This window comes from Streptomyces sp. CNH287 (assembly GCF_000424825.1).
Map to the genome: position 1 here is coordinate 146,959 of NZ_AUKQ01000016.1, position 16,287 is coordinate 163,245.

Sequence of the window (16,287 nt, forward strand, 5' to 3'; positions counted from 1 at the left end):
GGATCAACGGGACACGGTGTAGGCACACATGTAGATGTACGCGCGGTCCGGCGCGATGTCACCGGGGGGGCCGAGTTCTCCAGCGTCCGTGTCGTCGGGCACGGCGAAGTCCTCAGGGATGGTGCCGGACCCCGGCGGCTCGTCCGGGCACGGAGTGTCGTCGACCGGGGGCGGCGTCCAGGCGGGGTCGATCTGGAGGAGCGTGCCCTTGTCCCGGGACGGGGGGTCCTGCACGTCGGTGCTGCCCTGAATCCACATCGTGGCCCCCGAGCCCAGCACGACCAGCGCCGTCCAGGCCGCCACCGTGTACCGCTTCGCCTTCACCCGCCCCGCCATGCCGCCCCCTCGTTCCGTCACCCGCGGATCATGCCACCCGACGCCCCCGGCAGGTCAGTTGGGCCCTGACGGCCGGACGGGAGGTCAACCGGTCCTGGGTATCCGCATCGTGACCTTCCCGCACCCCAGGCGCTCCGCCTCCGCGGCCACGTAGCGGGGCAGCAGGGCACGGGCCTTCCGCATGCCGTCCCCTGGGTAATTCTCCATCTGCACCAGGAAGACGACCTCACCGGTCTGGCAGGTCATGCAGAAGGCGGCCCGGCTGCTGCCGAGCGAGCCGTAGCCCTGGTCGCTCTCGACTGGCACCCCGGCACGTCCCGCCTCGGGCTCGAGCATCTGGGCGATTCCCCGGTGCTCGACGGTGACCAGCGAGATTTCCGGCCGCAAAGAGCCGAGGGTGCAGACACGGACGGGTCCGTCGCCGTCCGAGTTGCGCTCCGCCCAAGAGCGTTCGTCCTTCTCCGACGGCATGGCGAGTCCGTCGATCCCGCAGAGGCCGCTCGGCGCCGTCGGCTCCCACTTCGCGGCGGCCGAGAGCTGCCTGGGGACCTTGAAGGCGCCGCCGCATTCAAGCTGTTCGAGAACGGTGTTGGCCACCCGCGTGACGGCGCGGGCCAGTACCGTCCTGTCGGCGGCGGCTCTGGGCTCCTCGTACTCCCTCTCCGCGATCATGGAGCCCGTGTCGATGTCCACGATCGTCGGAGGTTCGCCGGACATGCCGGCCGCGCAGTCCGCCGGAAGCGCCAGCCACGCCCGTTCGGACGAGGCCATGCCGGTGCGTCCACCGCCCAGCGGGACCATGTCGGAGGTCAGGAACTCCGTGCTCCACTCTCTCGCGTCACGGCCCGGAACCCCCCCGGGAGCGTGCACCCGGATGGTCACCACCCCCTCCTTGCCCTCGCTGTGCGCCGCGAGGCGGCACTGGCCGTCGGGCCGCAGACTTCGGTCTTCCAGGGCCTCGAAAGGCGTCGAGTCGGCGCGGACCTCCCCGTCCAGCACCTCCGCCACATCCGCGTCGGTGAGCGCACCCCAGCAGGCCCGCTCCTCGGACGCGGGCGGCCCGGTCTGCCACGCCACACCGGCCGCCCCCACCAGCACTCCGGCGACGGCGGCCGCGAGGACGGCGCCGCCCGGCCTTGGGACCCTGCCGCGCAGCCTCCGGACCCTGCGGCGCCACCAGCCCGCGCGTGACGTGCGCGCTGCCGCGTAGGTGACCATCCTGCTGTCGTCCCCTCGGCTACGCGCTGGTCGCGGGTCCGCGGACGGCAGGGGCCTCACGGCGCCACCCCAGGGCAGCCGAGGCGCGCCGCCACGGAATTGACGGCATTGCCGAACGCCTGCCGGGCATCAGGGCGCAGGGCGTCGCGCAGCGCCGGGTCGAGCTGTGCGAAGAAGACGGTGGGCCGCCCCGCGCACTCCGCCCGCACCGCCTGGAAGTCGGGGTCGAGCCTGCCCTTGCCCCGCCAGCCCGGCCCCGGCGCGCGGTCGCCGACCAGCGGGTCGAACAGCGCCGCCAGCCTCGGCCCCGCGACCATCAGGAACCCGCCTTCGGCGTCCGGCTCCTCCTCGCTCCTCAGCGTCATGCCGCAGGTCTGCATCCGGTCCGTGACCACGCCCAGCGCGAAGGTGAAGCGCGGTTTCTCCACCTCGAACCGCAGCCCCGGTATCCGGCAGGCGCGCTCCGGATCGTCCTCGCCCAGGATGCTGCGACCGGCCTTCCCCCGCTCGCTGACCGCGGTGAACGGCGAGGTGGCGCGGTAGGGCTGCGCCGGGGCACAGCCGATGGCGTCCATGCTCCTCTCCGCCACCGCGAGCAGCAGCCGGGCCACCTCGGACTCGTCCCGGAGGGGGCCGGGCCCCCGGCTCGACTCATCGCTCTCCTCGCCGCGGACGGTGACGACGGAGGGCCGCCGGTCGACGTCGCAGTCGCCGGGCAGCACCACCATGCCCCGCTCCGCGCTGACGGCACCGGGCACGCCGTCGGGCAGCGGCACGGCGTACCCGCCCAGGAAGTCGCGTAACAGCACGATGCGTTCGTGCACGTCGCGCGGGGCCGGGCCGACCTTGACGGTGACTTCGCCCTGCTCCCCTGCGACGGTGCACGTGCCGCGCGGCCGGGCGGACGAGGGGGCGGGCGTCTCCTTGCGTGTGGGGTCCGCCCCCAGGAGGGAGGGGCCGCTGCCCTCCTGCCACGCTCCCCAGCAGTAGCGGTCCTTCTCCCCGGCCCCGATCGCCCGCGCCGTGAGGGCTCCGCCGCCCAGCACCAGCGCCAGCACGGCGGCGCCCACCGCTCGCTTCCCCCGCCACGGTTTCTCCCCCACCCGCTGCCCCCTTCGGCATCGACAGAAAGCAAGACCCTACCGACCCACAGTGACGAGTGAGACCGGTACGGCAGTATGGGGCGGGAACAGACGCACGAAGAGCGGACAGCGCATGGACGTCAGGTACGCACGACCGGGAAACGGCAGCCGCCCCGCGCCGGAGGTGGTCACCGCGTTCGAGGGGGCCGACGGCTTCATGCCCCTGGACGAGGGCCTCGCGCTGTACGGAGCCGCCGTCGAGGCCGGGCGGCTGGGACTGCCGCTGCTGGAGATCGGCACGTACTGCGGGCGTTCGACGATCCTGCTGGCCGACGCCGCCCGCGCGGCCGGGGTGAGCGTCGTTACGCTCGACCACCACCGGGGCAGCGAGGAGCAGCAGCCCGGCTGGGAGTACCACGACCCCGCGCTCGTCGATCCGGCCACCGGCCTGATGGACACGCTGCCGGTGTTCCGCCGTACGCTGCACGCCGCCGGGCTGGAGGAGTACGTGGTCGCGGTCGTCGGCCGGTCGCCGCAGGTCGCCGCCGTGTGGGGCGGGGCGCTCGGCCTGGTCTTCGTCGACGGCGGGCACACCGACGAGCACGCGCGCGGCGACTACGAGGGCTGGGTGCCCCACCTCGCGCCGGGCGGCCTGCTGGTGATCCACGACGTCTTCGAGGACCCCGCCGACGGCGGCCAGGCCCCGCACCGCATCCACGAGCGGGCACTCGGTTCGGGCGCGTTCACCCCGGTGTCCGCCACCGGTTCACTCCGCGTACTTCGGCGGACGGGCGCGGGGCACTGACCCGCACCGCTACGATCGCGAACCGTGTCCTACGGAAGCTCGTCCCGCCGTGCCGGGACCCTGATGATCGTTCTCGCCACACTCGTGCCGCTCTGCTTCGCCGGCTGGCTGGTGTGGAAGTCGGTGCGGGGGCCGGACAAGGAGCCGGACCCGGCACCCGCGCTCATGCCCGCGCCGACCGCGCAGGACCGCGACACCTCGGACAGAGGGGGGAATTCCGGACAGCCGGACGGTAACGGGGAGGACCAGGAGCAAAAGGAAAGGGAGGAGAAAGGGGAAGCGGGCGGGACGGCGGAGAACGGGGAGAAAACCCCGGCCGGGCCGCTTGAGGGGCGAGTCGTGGTGATCGACCCCGGTCACAATCCGAACAACCGGGATCACCCGACGGAAATCAACGAGCTGGTGAATATCGGGACGAACAAGAAAGCCTGTGACACCACCGGCACCGCCACCAACGACGGTTACCCGGAAGCCTCATTCACGCTCGATCTCGCCCACCGGCTGCGCGCCGCACTCGAAAAGCAGGGCGCTGTCGTGAAACTCACCCAGGACGGCGACCGCCCCTTCGGCCCCTGCATCGACGAGCGCGCACAGATCGCCAACGAGGCGAACGCGGACGCCGCGGTGTCCCTGCACGCGGACGGCTCCGGCCAGGGCAACCGGGGGTTCCACGTGATCACCCCCGCGTCCGTACGGGCGGGCCAGGCCGACACGTCGAACATCACCGGCCCCTCCCGGCGGCTCGGCACCGAACTGGCACGGTCCTTCCGTGCCGCCACCGACGCCGCCCCCTCCAACTATCTCGACACCGACCGCGGATTGGTGACCCGCGGCGATCTGGGCGGCCTCAACCTCAGCCGGGTGCCCAAAGTCTTCCTCGAATGCGGCAACATGCGCGACCCGCGGGACGCCGCCCAACTCACCGATCCGAAGTGGCGCGGACGGGCCGCCGAGGGCATCAGCAAGGGGCTCGTGGCCTTCTTGACCGGGAGGCATTAACACAGAACGGAAACGAACAAGACGGCCCGCCACATCAGGCCATAGTGTCGCCCGTACGATGGGGTGCTCACCCCCGGCAAGCAGCTCAACCCGACCATCAAGACCGACAAGGACCCCACGTTGAACATCCGCTCGCTCACACGAGGCGACGGCGCTCTGATCGCAGTGGCCGTTCTGCTGCTGATCTCTTCTTTCCTGCCGTTCTTCACGCCTGAAGGCGAATGCTCAGGCGACGACTGCGACTACGGCGCATGGTCCCGCGCCACCTTCCCCATGCTGCCCACGGTGCACCTGCTCGCGATCGTCGCCGCAGGGCTGTTCGTCCTGGCGCGTGCACTGCCCGAGGGACGCAAGATCCTGGGCCTCGCGTTCGACCAGTGGGGTACCGCGCTCGCCGTGGTGGTCGGCTGGTCCGGCATCTGGTCGATGATGTCGCAGCTGTTCCCCAGCTCCAGTGACGGCCCGGACGTGAACGACAGCATCGAGTTCGGCTTCGGCGCCTACCTGACGATCTTCAGCGCCCTCCTCTTCGCCGCGCTCGCCGTGATGAACTCGATCATGCCGGCCCTCAAGGCACCGCTCGCGGGGGGCGGCGGCCAGCCCGCACCGTCCTACGGCGGCCAGCCGCAGGGTGGTTACGGCTACCCGGGCCAGGCCCACGCCCAGCCCCAGCCGCCCTACGGCGGCCAGCCCAGCGGCCAGCAGCCGTACGGCGCCGGCCAGCCCCAGCAGGGGCAGCCGCAGCCCGCGCCCGCACAGAGCGGCGCCGGTGACTTCCAGCCGTTCTGGTTCGCGGTCCCGGTCGCCCGTCCGCTCTTCGCCGAGGACGGTTCGCCGAGCCCGGTGGCCGAACTGGCACCCGGTACCTGGTACCTGGCGGTCGAGCAGCGCGGTCAGACCCTGATCGCCCAGACGCAGGACGGCCGTCGTGGCGTGCTGCAGGACAGCTCCGGCATCCAGCGCGGCTGAGCCCGCGCGCCCGGTGCGGCACATGCACCGCGCACCGCACCGCGGTGACGACGAGGCCCCTCCCCCTTGCGGGCGAGGGGCCTTCGCCGTACCTGCGGGCGGGCGGTGCGGCCGGGCCGGTTTGCTCCGCCGCATCGTGGCTACCCGAGGGTGATGACTGTCACTGCGAGACGTTCCGGAGCAGGCCAGGCCGCGATCGCGGTACGCACCCTCGCCGATGTCGCCGCCGCGATCATCGCCCTGTGGATTCTGCTCTACCTGCTGGACGCCAACGGGGCCAACGACCTGGTCGTCCTGGCCCACGACTGCGCACGCTGGCTCGCGGGCTGGTCCCACGACCTGTTCCCGATCAGCACGGACTGGCTGAACGTGCTGGTCAACTACGGCCTGGCGGCGGTCGTCTACCTGCTCGCGGGCCACGCCCTGGCCGCCCGCCTCGCCCGCCGCTGACCGGCACCGGCCGGCACCGGACGCCGCTGGCCGGTCAGCGCCTGCCAGCGGCGGTCCCGGGTCGGCAGGTCCCGGGCCGGCAGGTCCGGCGTCAGCAGCAGTCCGGGGCCAGGCCGGACGGCAGCTCGGTGCCGTCGAAGACGGTGACCGTCGGCTCGTCGCCGCCCAGCGCCGCCACCGCGAGCAGCAGCGACGCCGCCGTCCAGGTGGTCTGCTCACGGGGCCAGACCGCCTCGTCCGCGAAGACGTAGCCGGTCCAGTACATGCCGCCCGGCGCCCGCAGGTGCTGCATCCACTTGAGGATCTCCAGCGCCCGGTCCGACTCCCCCACCGCCCACAGCGCCAGCGCCAGTTCGGCGCTCTCGCCGCCGGTCACCCAGGGGTTCGGCGAGACGCAGCGCACGCCGAGGCCGGGCACCACGAAGCGCTCCCAGCCCTCGTCCAGGCGCTCCTTCGCGGCCACGCCGCGCACCGCGCCGCCCAGCACCGGGTAGTACCAGTCCATCGAGTAGCGGGACTTGTCGAGGAACCGCTCCGGATGGTGGCGCACCGCGTGGGCGAGCCAGCCCACCGCCAGCTCCCAGTCCGGCTGCGGCTCCTCGCGGTACTCGGCCAGGGCCAGCGCGCAGCGCAGCGCCTGGTGGACGGAGGCGGAGCCGGTCAGCAGGGCCTCGGGCAGCGCGGTGCCGTCCGGCTCCCGCTTCCAGCCGATCTGACCGCCCGGCTGCTGGAGCGCGAGCACGAAGTCGACGGCACCGCGCACCATCGGCCACATCTCCTCCACGAAGGCGTCGTCGCCCGTCGAGAGGTAGTGGTGCCAGACGCCGACGGCCGGATAGGCGCAGAAGTTGCTCTCCCGGCCCAGGTCGGCGGGTCGGGCCGAGTCGCCGTCGGCGTACGCGGCGTACCAGGAGCCGTCGGGCAGCTGGTGGGCGGCGAGCCAGCGGTACGCGGCTGCCGCGCGCGCGTGCTCCCCCGCCGTGTCCAGCGCCATCGCGGCCTCGACGTGGTCCCAGGGGTCGAGATGGTGGCCCGGGAACCAGGGGATGGCGCCGTCCGCCCGCTGCACGGCCGCGATCCCGGCGACGGTCTCGGCCGCCTGCTCGGCGGTGAGCACCCCCGGCAGCACCAGCCGGTCGGTACGGCCGGTGCTCGTCACGCCTGGTCCCGGGGCAGGTGCGGCTTGGTCGCGTACGCCACGAAGCTCTTGCCGATCAGCGGGTCGAGGGCGCGCTCCGCGACCCGGGTGGCCAGCGGCTTCTTCATGATGTCCCAGACCAGCAGCTTGTGGTACGCGCGCACCGGCAGCGCCTTGTCGTTGTCGACGCCGAAGGCGCACTTGAGCCACCAGTACGGCGCGTGCAGCCCGTGCGCGTGGTGGGTGCCGTACGGGCGCAGGCCCGCCTCCCGGAGGCGTGCGAGCAGTTCGCCGGCGCGGTAGATGCGGATGTGGCCGCCCTCGACCTCGTGGTAGGCGTCGCTGAGCGCCCAGCAGACCTTCTCCGGTCCGTAGCGCGGGACGGTCACCGCGATCCGGCCGCCGGGGCGCAGCACCCGCACCAGCTCGGCGAGTACGCCCTTGTCGTCGTGGATGTGCTCCATCACCTCGGAGATGATCACCACGTCGAAGCTGTCGTCGGGGAAGGGCAGCGCCAGGGCGTCGCCCTCCATCGCCGTCGCGGTGGCCCCGGCGGGCGCCTCACCGGCCTCGTCCATCGCGGCGAACCACTTGGCGACCTCGCGGATCTCGGCGCCGTTGCGGTCCAGCGCGACGACGCGCGCGCCGCGCCGGTAGCACTCGAACGCGTGCCGTCCGGCGCCGCAGCCCAGGTCGAGCACGCGATCGCCGGGGGCGAGCGGGAAGCGGGAAAAGTCGACGGTCAGCACGTGGTCTGCCTTCTGTGTCGGGCGGGCGGCCGGGGCCTGTCGGTGCGGGGGGCGCGGAGTGCGGGGCGGCGGTGCCTGGGGGCGCTCCCGCAGAGGGCGTTCACCCGGCGTCGCCGCCCTCGGGCGCGCTCCGTGCCGCGGCGGGCGCGGCGGCACCGGGCACCGAGCCCCGCGCCGTGCCGCCGCCGCGCGCAGCCGCGATCGCCGCGCGGTACCGCTCGACGGTGCCGCGGGCCGCCGCCTCCCAGGTGAAGCGCTCCAGCACCCGTTCCCGCCCCGCGGCCCCCAGCCGCCGCCGCAGGCCGGGGTCGCCCAGCAGGCGCCCGAGCGCGGCGGCCAGGGCCCCCGCGTCGCCGGGCGGTACGGCCAGGCACGTCTCGCCGTCCGCGCCGGCCACCTCGGGGATCGCCCCGCCGGTCGTGGCGACCAGCGGCGTCCCGGTGGCCATGGCCTCGGCGGCGGGCAGCGAGAACCCCTCGTAGAGCGAGGGCACACAGGCGACCTGCGCCCCGCGCACCAGTTGGACCAGTTCGGGGTCGCTGACACCCTTGACGAACTCGACGGCGCCGGCCAGGCCGTACCGCTCCAGAGCGGCGGCCACCGGCCCTTCCCCGGGCCGCTTGCCGACGACGACCAGGTGCGCACCCGGGTGCTCGGCTCGCAGCTTGGCCAGCGCCTCCACCAGGTGGACGAGGCCCTTGAGCGGGACGTCGGCGCTGGAGGTGGTGACGATCCGTCCGGGCACCTCGGCGACGGAGGGGTCGGGGGAGAACAGCCGCACGTCGGCACCGATGTGGACGACGTCCACGCGCTCAGGCGCCACCCCCAGGTGGTCGACGATCTCGCGGCGCGAACTGCCCGAGACTGTCAGCACGGAGGGCAGACGGCGCGCGACGCGCTTCTGCATCCGGGTGAAGCCGTACCAGCGGCGCAGGGACGCACGGCGGCGGCGCCCCTCGGCCGCGTCCAGCTCCAGCCGCCGGTCGACGGTGATGGGGTGGTGGACCGTGGTGACCAGCGGGAAGTCCCGGCGCGGCAGGCCCAGCAGGCCGTAGCCCAGGGTCTGGTTGTCGTGCACGACGTCGAACTCGCCGCGCCGCGCGGCCAGATGGCGCCGGGCGCGCAGGGAGAAGGTCAGCGGTTCGGGGAAGCCGCCGGTCCACATCGTGCCGACCTCCAGGAGGTCGATCCAGTCGCGGTACTCGCCCGGCCGGGGGGTGCGGAAGGGGTCGGGCTGGCGGTAGAGGTCCAGGCTGGGCAGCTCGGTGAGGGTGACGCCCTCGTCCAGCACGGGGTAGGGCTGCGCGCCGATCACCTCGACGGAGTGCCCGAGGCGGGCCAGTTCGCGCGACAGGTGCCGCACGTAGACGCCCTGCCCGCCGCAGAAAGGGTTTCCCTTGTACGACAGGAGCGCGACGCGCAGCGGAGCGCCGTCCTCGGCGGTCCGCCCGCCCGGGCGGCCGGTCGCGGGCCCCGGCGGGGGCGCGGGTGCGGGCGGGGGGCCGGACCCGGTGTCCCGTACGGCCTCTGCGGTCACTCGCGGCCCCCTTCTTCACTGCACTTCGGCGGAGCGTAGCCGCTCGCGCTAATCTAGAACAAGTTTCAGGATTGGGCTCACCCGTCGCCTGCCGAGCCATGAATCTACCGGCCGGTCACATCACGCGACGCAGCGGAGCGGGTGATCCGCGCCACCCGCCGCCCGCCCGCGGGGACGCACCGGTCCAGCGGTGCGGGCAGCCCCAGGGCGACGGGGAGGAGGGGCGCACGGACAGGGCAACGGGGGGACCGATGACGACACCTGCGAAACCGCCACCGGTGCGGGCGTCCGCGCCGCCCCCCGCGCCCACCCCCGCCCCGCCGCTGACCGCACGCCAGGAGGCCCGGCGCCGCCGCATCCTGGACGCCAGCACCCAACTGGCCCGGCGCGGCGGGTTCGACGCGGTGCAGATGCGCGAGGTGGCCGAGGTCTCGCAGGTCGCGCTGGGCACGCTCTACCGCTACTTCCCCTCCAAGGTGCACCTGCTGGTGGCGACCATGCGCGACCAGCTCCAGCGCATGCGCGACGACCTCCACCGGCACCCGCCCTCCCAGCCGGACCCGGGCGCGCGGGTCGCCGGGGCGCTGATGCGCGCCTTCCGCGCCATGCGCCGGGACCGGCATCTGGCGGACGCGATGGTCCGGGCGCTGACGTTCGCGGACAGCTCGGTCAGCGCCGAGGTGGACGCGGTCTCCCGGCTGACGACCCGGGTCATCCTGGACGCGATGCGGCTGGAGGCCGCGCCCAGCCCGCGGCAGCTGGCCGCCGTACGCGTCATCGAGCACACCTGGCACTCGGCCCTGATCACCTGGCTCGCCGGCCGCGCCTCGATCGCACAGGTCCAGGTGGACATCGAGACGGCGTGCGGGCTGCTCGGCGGGACCGACGAGCCGTTGGGTGACCGCTGAGGGCGGGGCGAGGGGGGGCGGGGCAGGACGTGGCGGACGGAGCGACCCCGCGCGGCGGCAGTCAGCGCACCTCGCGGAACCGCACCGCCGTCCCCGGCGGCGCCTGCCCCGCCCCGGCCAGCGCCTCCGCCGGTACCACCCCGATCACCGGATAGCCCCCGGTCACGGGGTGATCGGCGAGGAAGAGGACCGGCCGCCCCTCGGGCGGCACCTGAAGCGCGCCGAGCGCCATCCCCTCACTGGGCAGTTCGCCCTCGCGCAGGCGCTCCAGCAAAGGCCCCTCCAGCCGGAGCCCGATGCGGTTGCTCGCGGAGGCGACCCGGTAGGTGCCGGTGATCAGCGTCCGGTGCGCCTCGGGAGTGAACCAGTCGGCACGCGGCCCGTACACGACCGGCAGCACCAGTTCGCGGGGCGGCGCCTGCCAGGGCGCGGCGGAGACCGGCGCGGGCGGGCTGGGTGACGGAGCGCCCAGGCGTAGCAGGCTGCCGTCCCGCAGCGGCTCCGGGCCGAGCCCGGTGAGCAGGTCGGTGGCGCGGCTGCCGAGCACGGGCGGCACCTCCACACCGCCCGCGAAGGCGAGGTACCCGCGCAACCCGTGGGTGGCGGTCCCAGCCGCCAGGACGGCACCGGCCGCCAGCCGGACGGGCACACCCCAGGCGGCCGGCCGCCCGTCCACGGTGACCGGGCAGGGCGCACCGGTGACGACGGCCACGGTCGGGCGCAGCGCGCGCACGGCGCACCCGGTGAGGGTGGTCTCCAAGGTCGCGGCTCCCGCCGGATTTCCCACCAGCCGGTTGGCCAGCCGGTGCGCGGGCTCGTCCAGTGCGCCGGAACGGGGCGCGCCCAGATGGGCGTGGCCCGGACGGCCCAGGTCCTGCACGGTGGTGAGCGCGCCGGCGCGCACCACCTCCAGTGCGGCGGTCTCCGGCACGGCGGTCACCGGCTCTCCTCCGGCACGAAGCGGACGCGCGTCCCCGGCGCCAGGAGAGCGGCCGGGCTGCGCTCCGGGTCCCACAGGACGGTGTGCGGGGCGGAGCCGATCAGCTGCCAGCCGCCAGGCGAGGAACGCGGATAGACGCCGGTGTACGCCCCGGCGAGCGCCACCGCCCCCGCGGGGACCTTGGTGCGCGGGCTGGTGCGCCGCGGCACGTGGTACTCCTCCGGCAGCCCGGTGAGATATCCGAAGCCAGGGGCGAAGCCGCAGAAGGCCACCCGGAACTCGGTCGCCGCGTGCACCCGGGCGACCTCCTCGGCCGGCACCCGCCACAGCCGGGCGACCTGCTCCAGGTCGGGGCCGTCGTAGCGGACGGGTATCTCGACCGCCGCCTCCCGGCCCGGGGTCAGCGGTGGCACCACCCAGTGGGGCAACCGGGCGGCCAGCAGGGCGGGCTCGTCCAACCCTTCGAGCAGTACGGTGCGGGCGCCGGGGACGATCTCACGCACGGGGGGCAGGCCGCCGCCCGCGCGGCGGCGCAGCAGTTCGGCGTGGAACGCCTCGGCCGCCTCGGCCGTCCGGAGCTCGACCAGCAGGCCGTGCCGCCCCACCGGCAGGACACGGAGTCCGTCCGCACCGGCCGTCCCCGCAGCGGTCATGCGAAGGCCCGGACGGTGACTCCGGCCGCCGTCAGCGCCTCCCGTACGAGGCGGGCGAGGCGGGCCGCGCCCGGGGTGTCACCGTGCAGGCACAGCGAGCGGGCGCGCAGGACGAGCTGCCGTCCGTCCGATGCCGTCACCAGACCCTCACGGGCGATCCCCACGGCACGCTTGACGACCTCGTCGGGATCGGTGAGCACCGCACCCGGCTCCGACCGTGGGACAAGAGTCCCGTCGGGGCGGTAGCCGCGGTCGGCGAACGCCTCCTCCACGACGGGCAGTCCGGCCGCGGCGGCGGCCGTGTGCAGAGCCGATCCGGGGAGGCCGAGCACCGCGAGCGGGTCCCCCGCCAGGAGCACGCCCGCCACGACCGCGGCGGCCTGGTCACGGTCGCCGACGGTGCGGTGGTAGAGCGCGCCATGCGGCTTGACGTAGCCCACCGAGGTGCCGGCCGCGCGCGCGAAGAGCGTCAGCGCGCCGATCTGGTAGGCGACTTCGGCCGTCAGTTCCTCGGGGGGGACGTCCATGGCGCGGCGCCCGAAGCCGGCCAGGTCACGGTAGGAGACCTGGGCGCCGACGCGGACTCCGGAAGCTGCGGCACGCGCGCAGACGCGCCGCATGGTGGCGGGGTCGCCCGCGTGGAAGCCGCAGGCGACGTTCGCACTGGTGACGGAGGCCAACAGCGCCTCGTCATCGGTCAGTTGCCAGCGGCCGAAGCCCTCGCCGAGGTCCGCGTTGAGGTCGATCACAGCAGTCAAGCTAGGCGATTGTTCAACAATTTGGCAAGAGGGTTGTTGTTCTGTTCCGATTTCTCCGCTTGACTGCATCAGCAGTATCCGCCCCGGGCCGCCTGACGATCCAAAGAGGCACCATGACCGCCGAGACCGGCCCCGCGCTGGAGGAGCTCTTCGCCGACCGCGCCCTGCTCGGCCGCACCAGCACGGCGGAGCGCGTCTCCAGCATCCTGCGCGACCGCATCGCCCAGGGCCTCTTCCACCCCGGCGTCCGCCTCTCCGAGGAGCGCATCGGCGGCGCGCTCGGCGTCTCCCGCAACACCCTGCGGGAGGCGTTCCGGCTGCTGACCCACGAGCGGCTGCTCGTCCACCGCCTGAATCGGGGGACGTTCGTACGGCGGCTCACCGTAGCGGACATCCGGGACATCTACCGGGTCCGCTCCCTGATCGAGTGCGCGGCCATCCGGAGCCTCGGCAGCCCGCCGCACCGGCTGGACGCGGTGTCGGCAGCCGTGCAGTCGGGCGAGCGGGCCGCGGCCGAGGGTGCCTGGAAGGACCTGGGGACGGCCAACATCCGCTTCCACCGCGCGATCGCGGGCCTGGCGGACAGCGCCCGCACCGACGACCTGATGCGCGCCGTACTGGCCGAGCTGCGGCTCGCCTTCCACGTCATGGACGATCCGCGCCGCTTCTACGAGCCCTACCTCAGCCGCAACCGCGAGATCCTGGCCGCCCTGGAGTCCGGCGACGCGGCGGGAGCCGAGCGCCTGCTGGGCTTCTACCTGGAAGACTCCCGCCGCCAGCTGATCGAGGCGTACCCCGACGCGTCCGACCAGGAAGCCTGACCCGGCACCGGACCCAGCCCCAACCCGCCGTTCCGCGCGCCCCTTCCGGGCACATCCGTCGCCTGCCCACCGCGCCGCGACCCACATCTGAGCGCACCCGGCCCAGCCACGCCGCACCCCCTGCCGCGCCCGCCGCGCCTTCGTCTCCGCGCGCCTTTGGGCCCGCCGCCCTCCCGTCGGCTTGCGCAAGCCTCTTGTCGGATCGTTGAACAATCCTCTAGCCTCCAGCAATCCGCTTCTCGCATTACCCCTGAGGCGCGACTGCTCTCACACGGAAGACCGAGGCGACATGATCGTTCTGCTCGGCGTCCTCGTGGTGGTTCTCGGGTTCGCCACACGACGCAACCCCCTGTTGGTGGTCGGAGTGGCAGGGATCGTCACCGGGCTGCTGGGGAAGCTCTCCCCCTTCGAGATCCTCCGGACCTTCGGCGAGGGCTTCGCCTCCAGCCGTTCGGTGACGATCTTCGCCATCACCCTCCCCGTCATCGGACTCCTGGAGCGCAACGGCCTCCAGCAACAGGCCCGCACCCTCGTCGGCAAGCTGGGCAAGCTCACCACCGGACGCTTCCTCACCCTCTACCTGCTGCTGCGCCAACTCACCGCCGCGATGGGCCTGCACACCATCGGCGGCCCCGCGCAGACCGTACGTCCGATGATCGCCCCCATGGCCGAGGCCGCCGCGGAGCGGCAGAACGGCGGACGCCCGCTGCCCGAGCGGCTGCGCGAGAAGGTCCGCTCACACGCGTCCGGTGCGGACACGGTCGGACTCTTCTTCGGCGAGGACTGCTTCCTGGCCATCGGCTCCATCCTGCTGATCACCGGCTTCGTCAACAGCACCTACGACACCCATCTGGAGCCGTTGCAGCTGGCCCTGTGGGCGATACCCAGCGCGATCTGCGCCTTCCTCATCCACGGTGCGCGGCTGCTGCGCCTGGACCGGACGCTGGAGCGCGAACTCTCGGCCGCGGGCAGTGGCAAGAGCACCGGCGAGCAGGGGGAGAAGAGCGCATGATCCGCTCCGAGTGGTTCTTCTGGCTGGTCGGCGCGGTGTTCATAGCGATGGCGCTCCAGATGTCCGTCGACCGCAGCAATCCCAAGCGTCTGGGGTCCAGCGTCTTCTGGGGGTTGCTGGGCGTCTGCTTCTTCTACAGCACCTGGGTCGCGGAGGGGACCGTGCCCGCCGAGCCGCTCGGCGTCGCCGTCCTCGTCATGATCTGCATCGGCGGCTTCGGCCTCACCGGCAAGGGTGTGCCGCGCACCACCGACGAGAAGCAGCGCACGGCCCTCGCCGCCCGCTGGGGCAGCAAGCTGTTCGTCCCGGCACTCACCGTCCCCCTCGTCGCGGTGATCTGCGCCACGCTCATCGACAAGGTGCGCATCGGGGGCAAGCCCGTACTGGAGGACGGCAGCGAGACGATCCTCGGGCTCGGTATCGGTGCCCTCACCGCTCTCGGTGTGGGCATGTGGATGCTGCGCGAGCGGCGGCCGAGTGTGCCGCTGCACGCCGGGCGCGGCCTGCTGGAGGCGATGGGCTGGGCACTGCTGCTGCCGCAGCTGCTGGCCGTGCTCGGGTCCATCTTCCAGGAGGCCGGGGTCGGCACCCAGGTCGGCAAGATCACCGAGTCGGTGCTGCCCGACGGGCAGAAGCTGGCGGCTGTGGCGCTGTACTGCGTCGGCATGGCAGTGTTCACCCTCATCATGGGCAACGCGTTCGCCGCCTTCCCGGTGATGACGGCCGCCGTCGGCTGGCCCGTACTGATCGAGCAGATGGACGGCAATCCGGCCGCGGTCCTCGCCATCGGCATGCTCGCGGGATTCTGCGGCACGCTCTGCACCCCGATGGCCGCGAACTTCAACCTGGTGCCCGCTGCGCTGCTGGAGCTGAAGGACCAGTACGGCCCGATCAAGGCCCAGGTGCCGACAGCTGTCCCCATGCTGGGCTGCAACATCGCCCTCATCTACTTCTTCGCGTTCTAGGGGCAGCCCCGATGTCCTCCCCACCCTCCCCACCCGCTCCGCTGCCTCCGTACCGGGCGCTGGTGACCGGCTTCGAACCGTTCGACGGCGAGGGAGCCAATCCCTCCTGGCAGGCGGTGCGGCTGCTGGCCGAACAGCCGCCCGCCGGCCTGGAGATCACCGCCGTCGAGCTGAGCTGCGTCTTCGGCAGATCGCTGGACGAGCTGCGGGAGGCCGTACGGCAGCACGATCCCGCGCTCGTCCTCTGCGTCGGCCAGGCCGGAGGGCGCACCGGCATTTCCGTCGAACGCGTAGCGCTCAACATCGACGACGCCCGAATACCGGACAATTCGGGCCAGCAGCCCGTCGATGAGCGGATCGCCCAAGACGGTCCCGCCGCGTACTTCAGCAGCCTCCCGGTCAAGGCGTGTGTCGCGGCCGTACGGGAGGCCGGACTCCCGGCCGCCGTCTCGCAGTCCGCGGGCACCTTCGTGTGCAACCACGTCTTCTACGGGCTCGCGCACCTGATCGCCACCGAACGGCCGGACCTGCGCGGCGGCTTCGTCCACGTGCCGTACGCGGCACACCAAGTGGTGGACCGCGCGGCGCCCTCGATGTCACTGACCGACATCGCCACCGCGCTCGGCGCGATCCTCACCACAGCCGCCGGCCGGACCACGGATCTGCGGCTGCCGGGCGGAGCGACGCACTGAGCGGCGCCCGCACGGGACGGCGAGCACCGGGGAGGGGCCAGCTAAGGTGGGCAGTACATTGAATGCCCTCGTTCGGGAGAAGCCGGTGCGAACCCGGCGCTGACCCGCAACCGTGACGGTGCCCCGCGACACGCCCTGCCCGCAGCGCGCGTGCGGCCACCGGAGCCGGAGCCCCCGACCGTCGGCAGGCTCACCGAGCCGCGCTTCCGCCGCAGGGCGGAGCCGCGGCCCGGCACCGTCGAGGTATACGGAGCT

General features: G+C 73.3%; 18 protein-coding genes. 9 read left to right on the top strand and 9 right to left on the bottom strand.

The features are described 5' to 3' along the window. Positions 1 to 3 precede the first annotated feature (3 nt). The 3 genes from H299_RS0117770 to H299_RS34815 form a co-directional block, all read right to left on the bottom strand. Positions 4 to 357: a hypothetical protein gene (locus H299_RS0117770; protein WP_158692343.1), complete on the bottom strand. Its 354-nt coding sequence runs from the start codon at positions 355 to 357 to the stop codon at positions 4 to 6. A gap of 63 nt (positions 358 to 420) precedes the next feature. Next, a complete protein-coding gene (locus H299_RS0117775; protein ID WP_027749494.1) occupies positions 421 to 1,554 on the bottom strand; it encodes a hypothetical protein in 1,134 nt (377 codons plus the stop codon). Between the two features lie 56 nt (positions 1,555 to 1,610). Next, complete coding sequence (locus tag H299_RS34815; protein ID WP_158692344.1) at positions 1,611 to 2,657, bottom strand: hypothetical protein; 1,047 nt, start codon at positions 2,655 to 2,657, stop codon at positions 1,611 to 1,613. 112 nt (positions 2,658 to 2,769) lie between these two features. Between H299_RS34815 and H299_RS0117785 the strand changes: the two genes are divergently transcribed. The 4 genes from H299_RS0117785 (at position 2,770) to H299_RS0117800 (ending at position 5,859) form a co-directional block, all read left to right on the top strand. Beyond that, positions 2,770 to 3,441 carry a class I SAM-dependent methyltransferase gene (locus tag H299_RS0117785; RefSeq protein ID WP_037759448.1) on the top strand — a complete coding sequence of 224 codons (672 nt, stop codon included), beginning with the start codon at positions 2,770 to 2,772 and terminating at the stop codon, positions 3,439 to 3,441. 24 nt (positions 3,442 to 3,465) lie between these two features. Further along, positions 3,466 to 4,440 (top strand): N-acetylmuramoyl-L-alanine amidase, encoded by a 975-nt coding sequence (locus H299_RS0117790; RefSeq protein ID WP_027749496.1) that lies wholly within the window; start codon positions 3,466 to 3,468, stop codon positions 4,438 to 4,440. A gap of 63 nt (positions 4,441 to 4,503) precedes the next feature. Continuing rightward, positions 4,504 to 5,409: a hypothetical protein gene (locus H299_RS0117795; RefSeq protein WP_486587319.1), complete on the top strand. Its 906-nt coding sequence runs from the start codon at positions 4,504 to 4,506 to the stop codon at positions 5,407 to 5,409. Between the two features lie 153 nt (positions 5,410 to 5,562). Then, on the top strand, positions 5,563 to 5,859 hold the full coding sequence (locus H299_RS0117800) for a hypothetical protein (RefSeq protein ID WP_037759450.1): 297 nt from the start codon (positions 5,563 to 5,565) through the stop codon (positions 5,857 to 5,859). Positions 5,860 to 5,950: 91 nt separating this feature from the next. Here H299_RS0117800 and H299_RS0117805 read toward each other — a convergent pair whose 3' ends face one another. The 3 genes from H299_RS0117805 to H299_RS34820 all read right to left on the bottom strand — a co-directional run bounded on the left by H299_RS0117805 (position 5,951) and on the right by H299_RS34820 (position 9,283). After that, the gene (locus H299_RS0117805) at positions 5,951 to 7,018 is read right to left on the bottom strand and encodes a prenyltransferase (RefSeq protein WP_027749499.1); all 1,068 of its coding nucleotides are present in this window, start codon (positions 7,016 to 7,018) and stop codon (positions 5,951 to 5,953) included. Continuing rightward, positions 7,015 to 7,746 carry a class I SAM-dependent methyltransferase gene (locus H299_RS0117810; protein WP_027749500.1) on the bottom strand — a complete coding sequence of 244 codons (732 nt, stop codon included), beginning with the start codon at positions 7,744 to 7,746 and terminating at the stop codon, positions 7,015 to 7,017. The genes H299_RS0117805 and H299_RS0117810 overlap by 4 nt, the downstream gene beginning before the upstream one ends. Before the next feature lie 100 nt (positions 7,747 to 7,846). Beyond that, positions 7,847 to 9,283, bottom strand: a complete 1,437-nt coding sequence (locus H299_RS34820; RefSeq protein ID WP_037759453.1) for a glycosyltransferase family 4 protein — start codon at positions 9,281 to 9,283, stop codon at positions 7,847 to 7,849. A gap of 251 nt (positions 9,284 to 9,534) precedes the next feature. Here H299_RS34820 and H299_RS0117820 point away from each other — a divergent pair, with 251 nt between their 5' ends. Then, positions 9,535 to 10,191, top strand: coding sequence for a TetR family transcriptional regulator (locus tag H299_RS0117820; protein ID WP_027749501.1), 657 nt, complete (start codon positions 9,535 to 9,537; stop codon positions 10,189 to 10,191). Between the two features lie 61 nt (positions 10,192 to 10,252). On the opposite strand, the gene H299_RS0117825 is transcribed toward H299_RS0117820, so the two are convergent. From H299_RS0117825 to H299_RS0117835, 3 genes are read right to left on the bottom strand one after another with little or no spacing between them, the layout of a single operon-like run. Further along, complete coding sequence (locus H299_RS0117825) at positions 10,253 to 11,131, bottom strand: 5-oxoprolinase subunit C family protein (protein WP_486587320.1); 879 nt, start codon at positions 11,129 to 11,131, stop codon at positions 10,253 to 10,255. Next, positions 11,128 to 11,784 carry a 5-oxoprolinase subunit B family protein gene (locus H299_RS0117830; RefSeq protein ID WP_027749503.1) on the bottom strand — a complete coding sequence of 219 codons (657 nt, stop codon included), beginning with the start codon at positions 11,782 to 11,784 and terminating at the stop codon, positions 11,128 to 11,130. The genes H299_RS0117825 and H299_RS0117830 overlap by 4 nt, the downstream gene beginning before the upstream one ends. Then, positions 11,781 to 12,533, bottom strand: a complete 753-nt coding sequence (locus H299_RS0117835; protein ID WP_027749504.1) for a 5-oxoprolinase subunit PxpA — start codon at positions 12,531 to 12,533, stop codon at positions 11,781 to 11,783. Before H299_RS0117835 ends, H299_RS0117830 begins: the two co-directional genes overlap by 4 nt. A 122-nt stretch (positions 12,534 to 12,655) precedes the next feature. Between H299_RS0117835 and H299_RS0117840 the strand changes: the two genes are divergently transcribed. The 4 genes from H299_RS0117840 (at position 12,656) to pcp (ending at position 16,032) form a co-directional block, all read left to right on the top strand. Further along, entirely contained in the window at positions 12,656 to 13,363 is a 708-nt protein-coding gene (locus H299_RS0117840; RefSeq protein ID WP_027749505.1) for a GntR family transcriptional regulator, read from the top strand. 289 nt (positions 13,364 to 13,652) lie between these two features. Continuing rightward, the gene (locus H299_RS0117845) at positions 13,653 to 14,375 is read left to right on the top strand and encodes a DUF969 domain-containing protein (protein WP_027749506.1); all 723 of its coding nucleotides are present in this window, start codon (positions 13,653 to 13,655) and stop codon (positions 14,373 to 14,375) included. Then, positions 14,372 to 15,340, top strand: a complete 969-nt coding sequence (locus tag H299_RS0117850; RefSeq protein ID WP_027749507.1) for a DUF979 domain-containing protein — start codon at positions 14,372 to 14,374, stop codon at positions 15,338 to 15,340. The genes H299_RS0117845 and H299_RS0117850 overlap by 4 nt, the downstream gene beginning before the upstream one ends. Before the next feature lie 11 nt (positions 15,341 to 15,351). Beyond that, positions 15,352 to 16,032: a pyroglutamyl-peptidase I gene (gene pcp / locus H299_RS0117855; protein ID WP_051262582.1), complete on the top strand. Its 681-nt coding sequence runs from the start codon at positions 15,352 to 15,354 to the stop codon at positions 16,030 to 16,032. Positions 16,033 to 16,287: the final 255 nt, after the last annotated feature.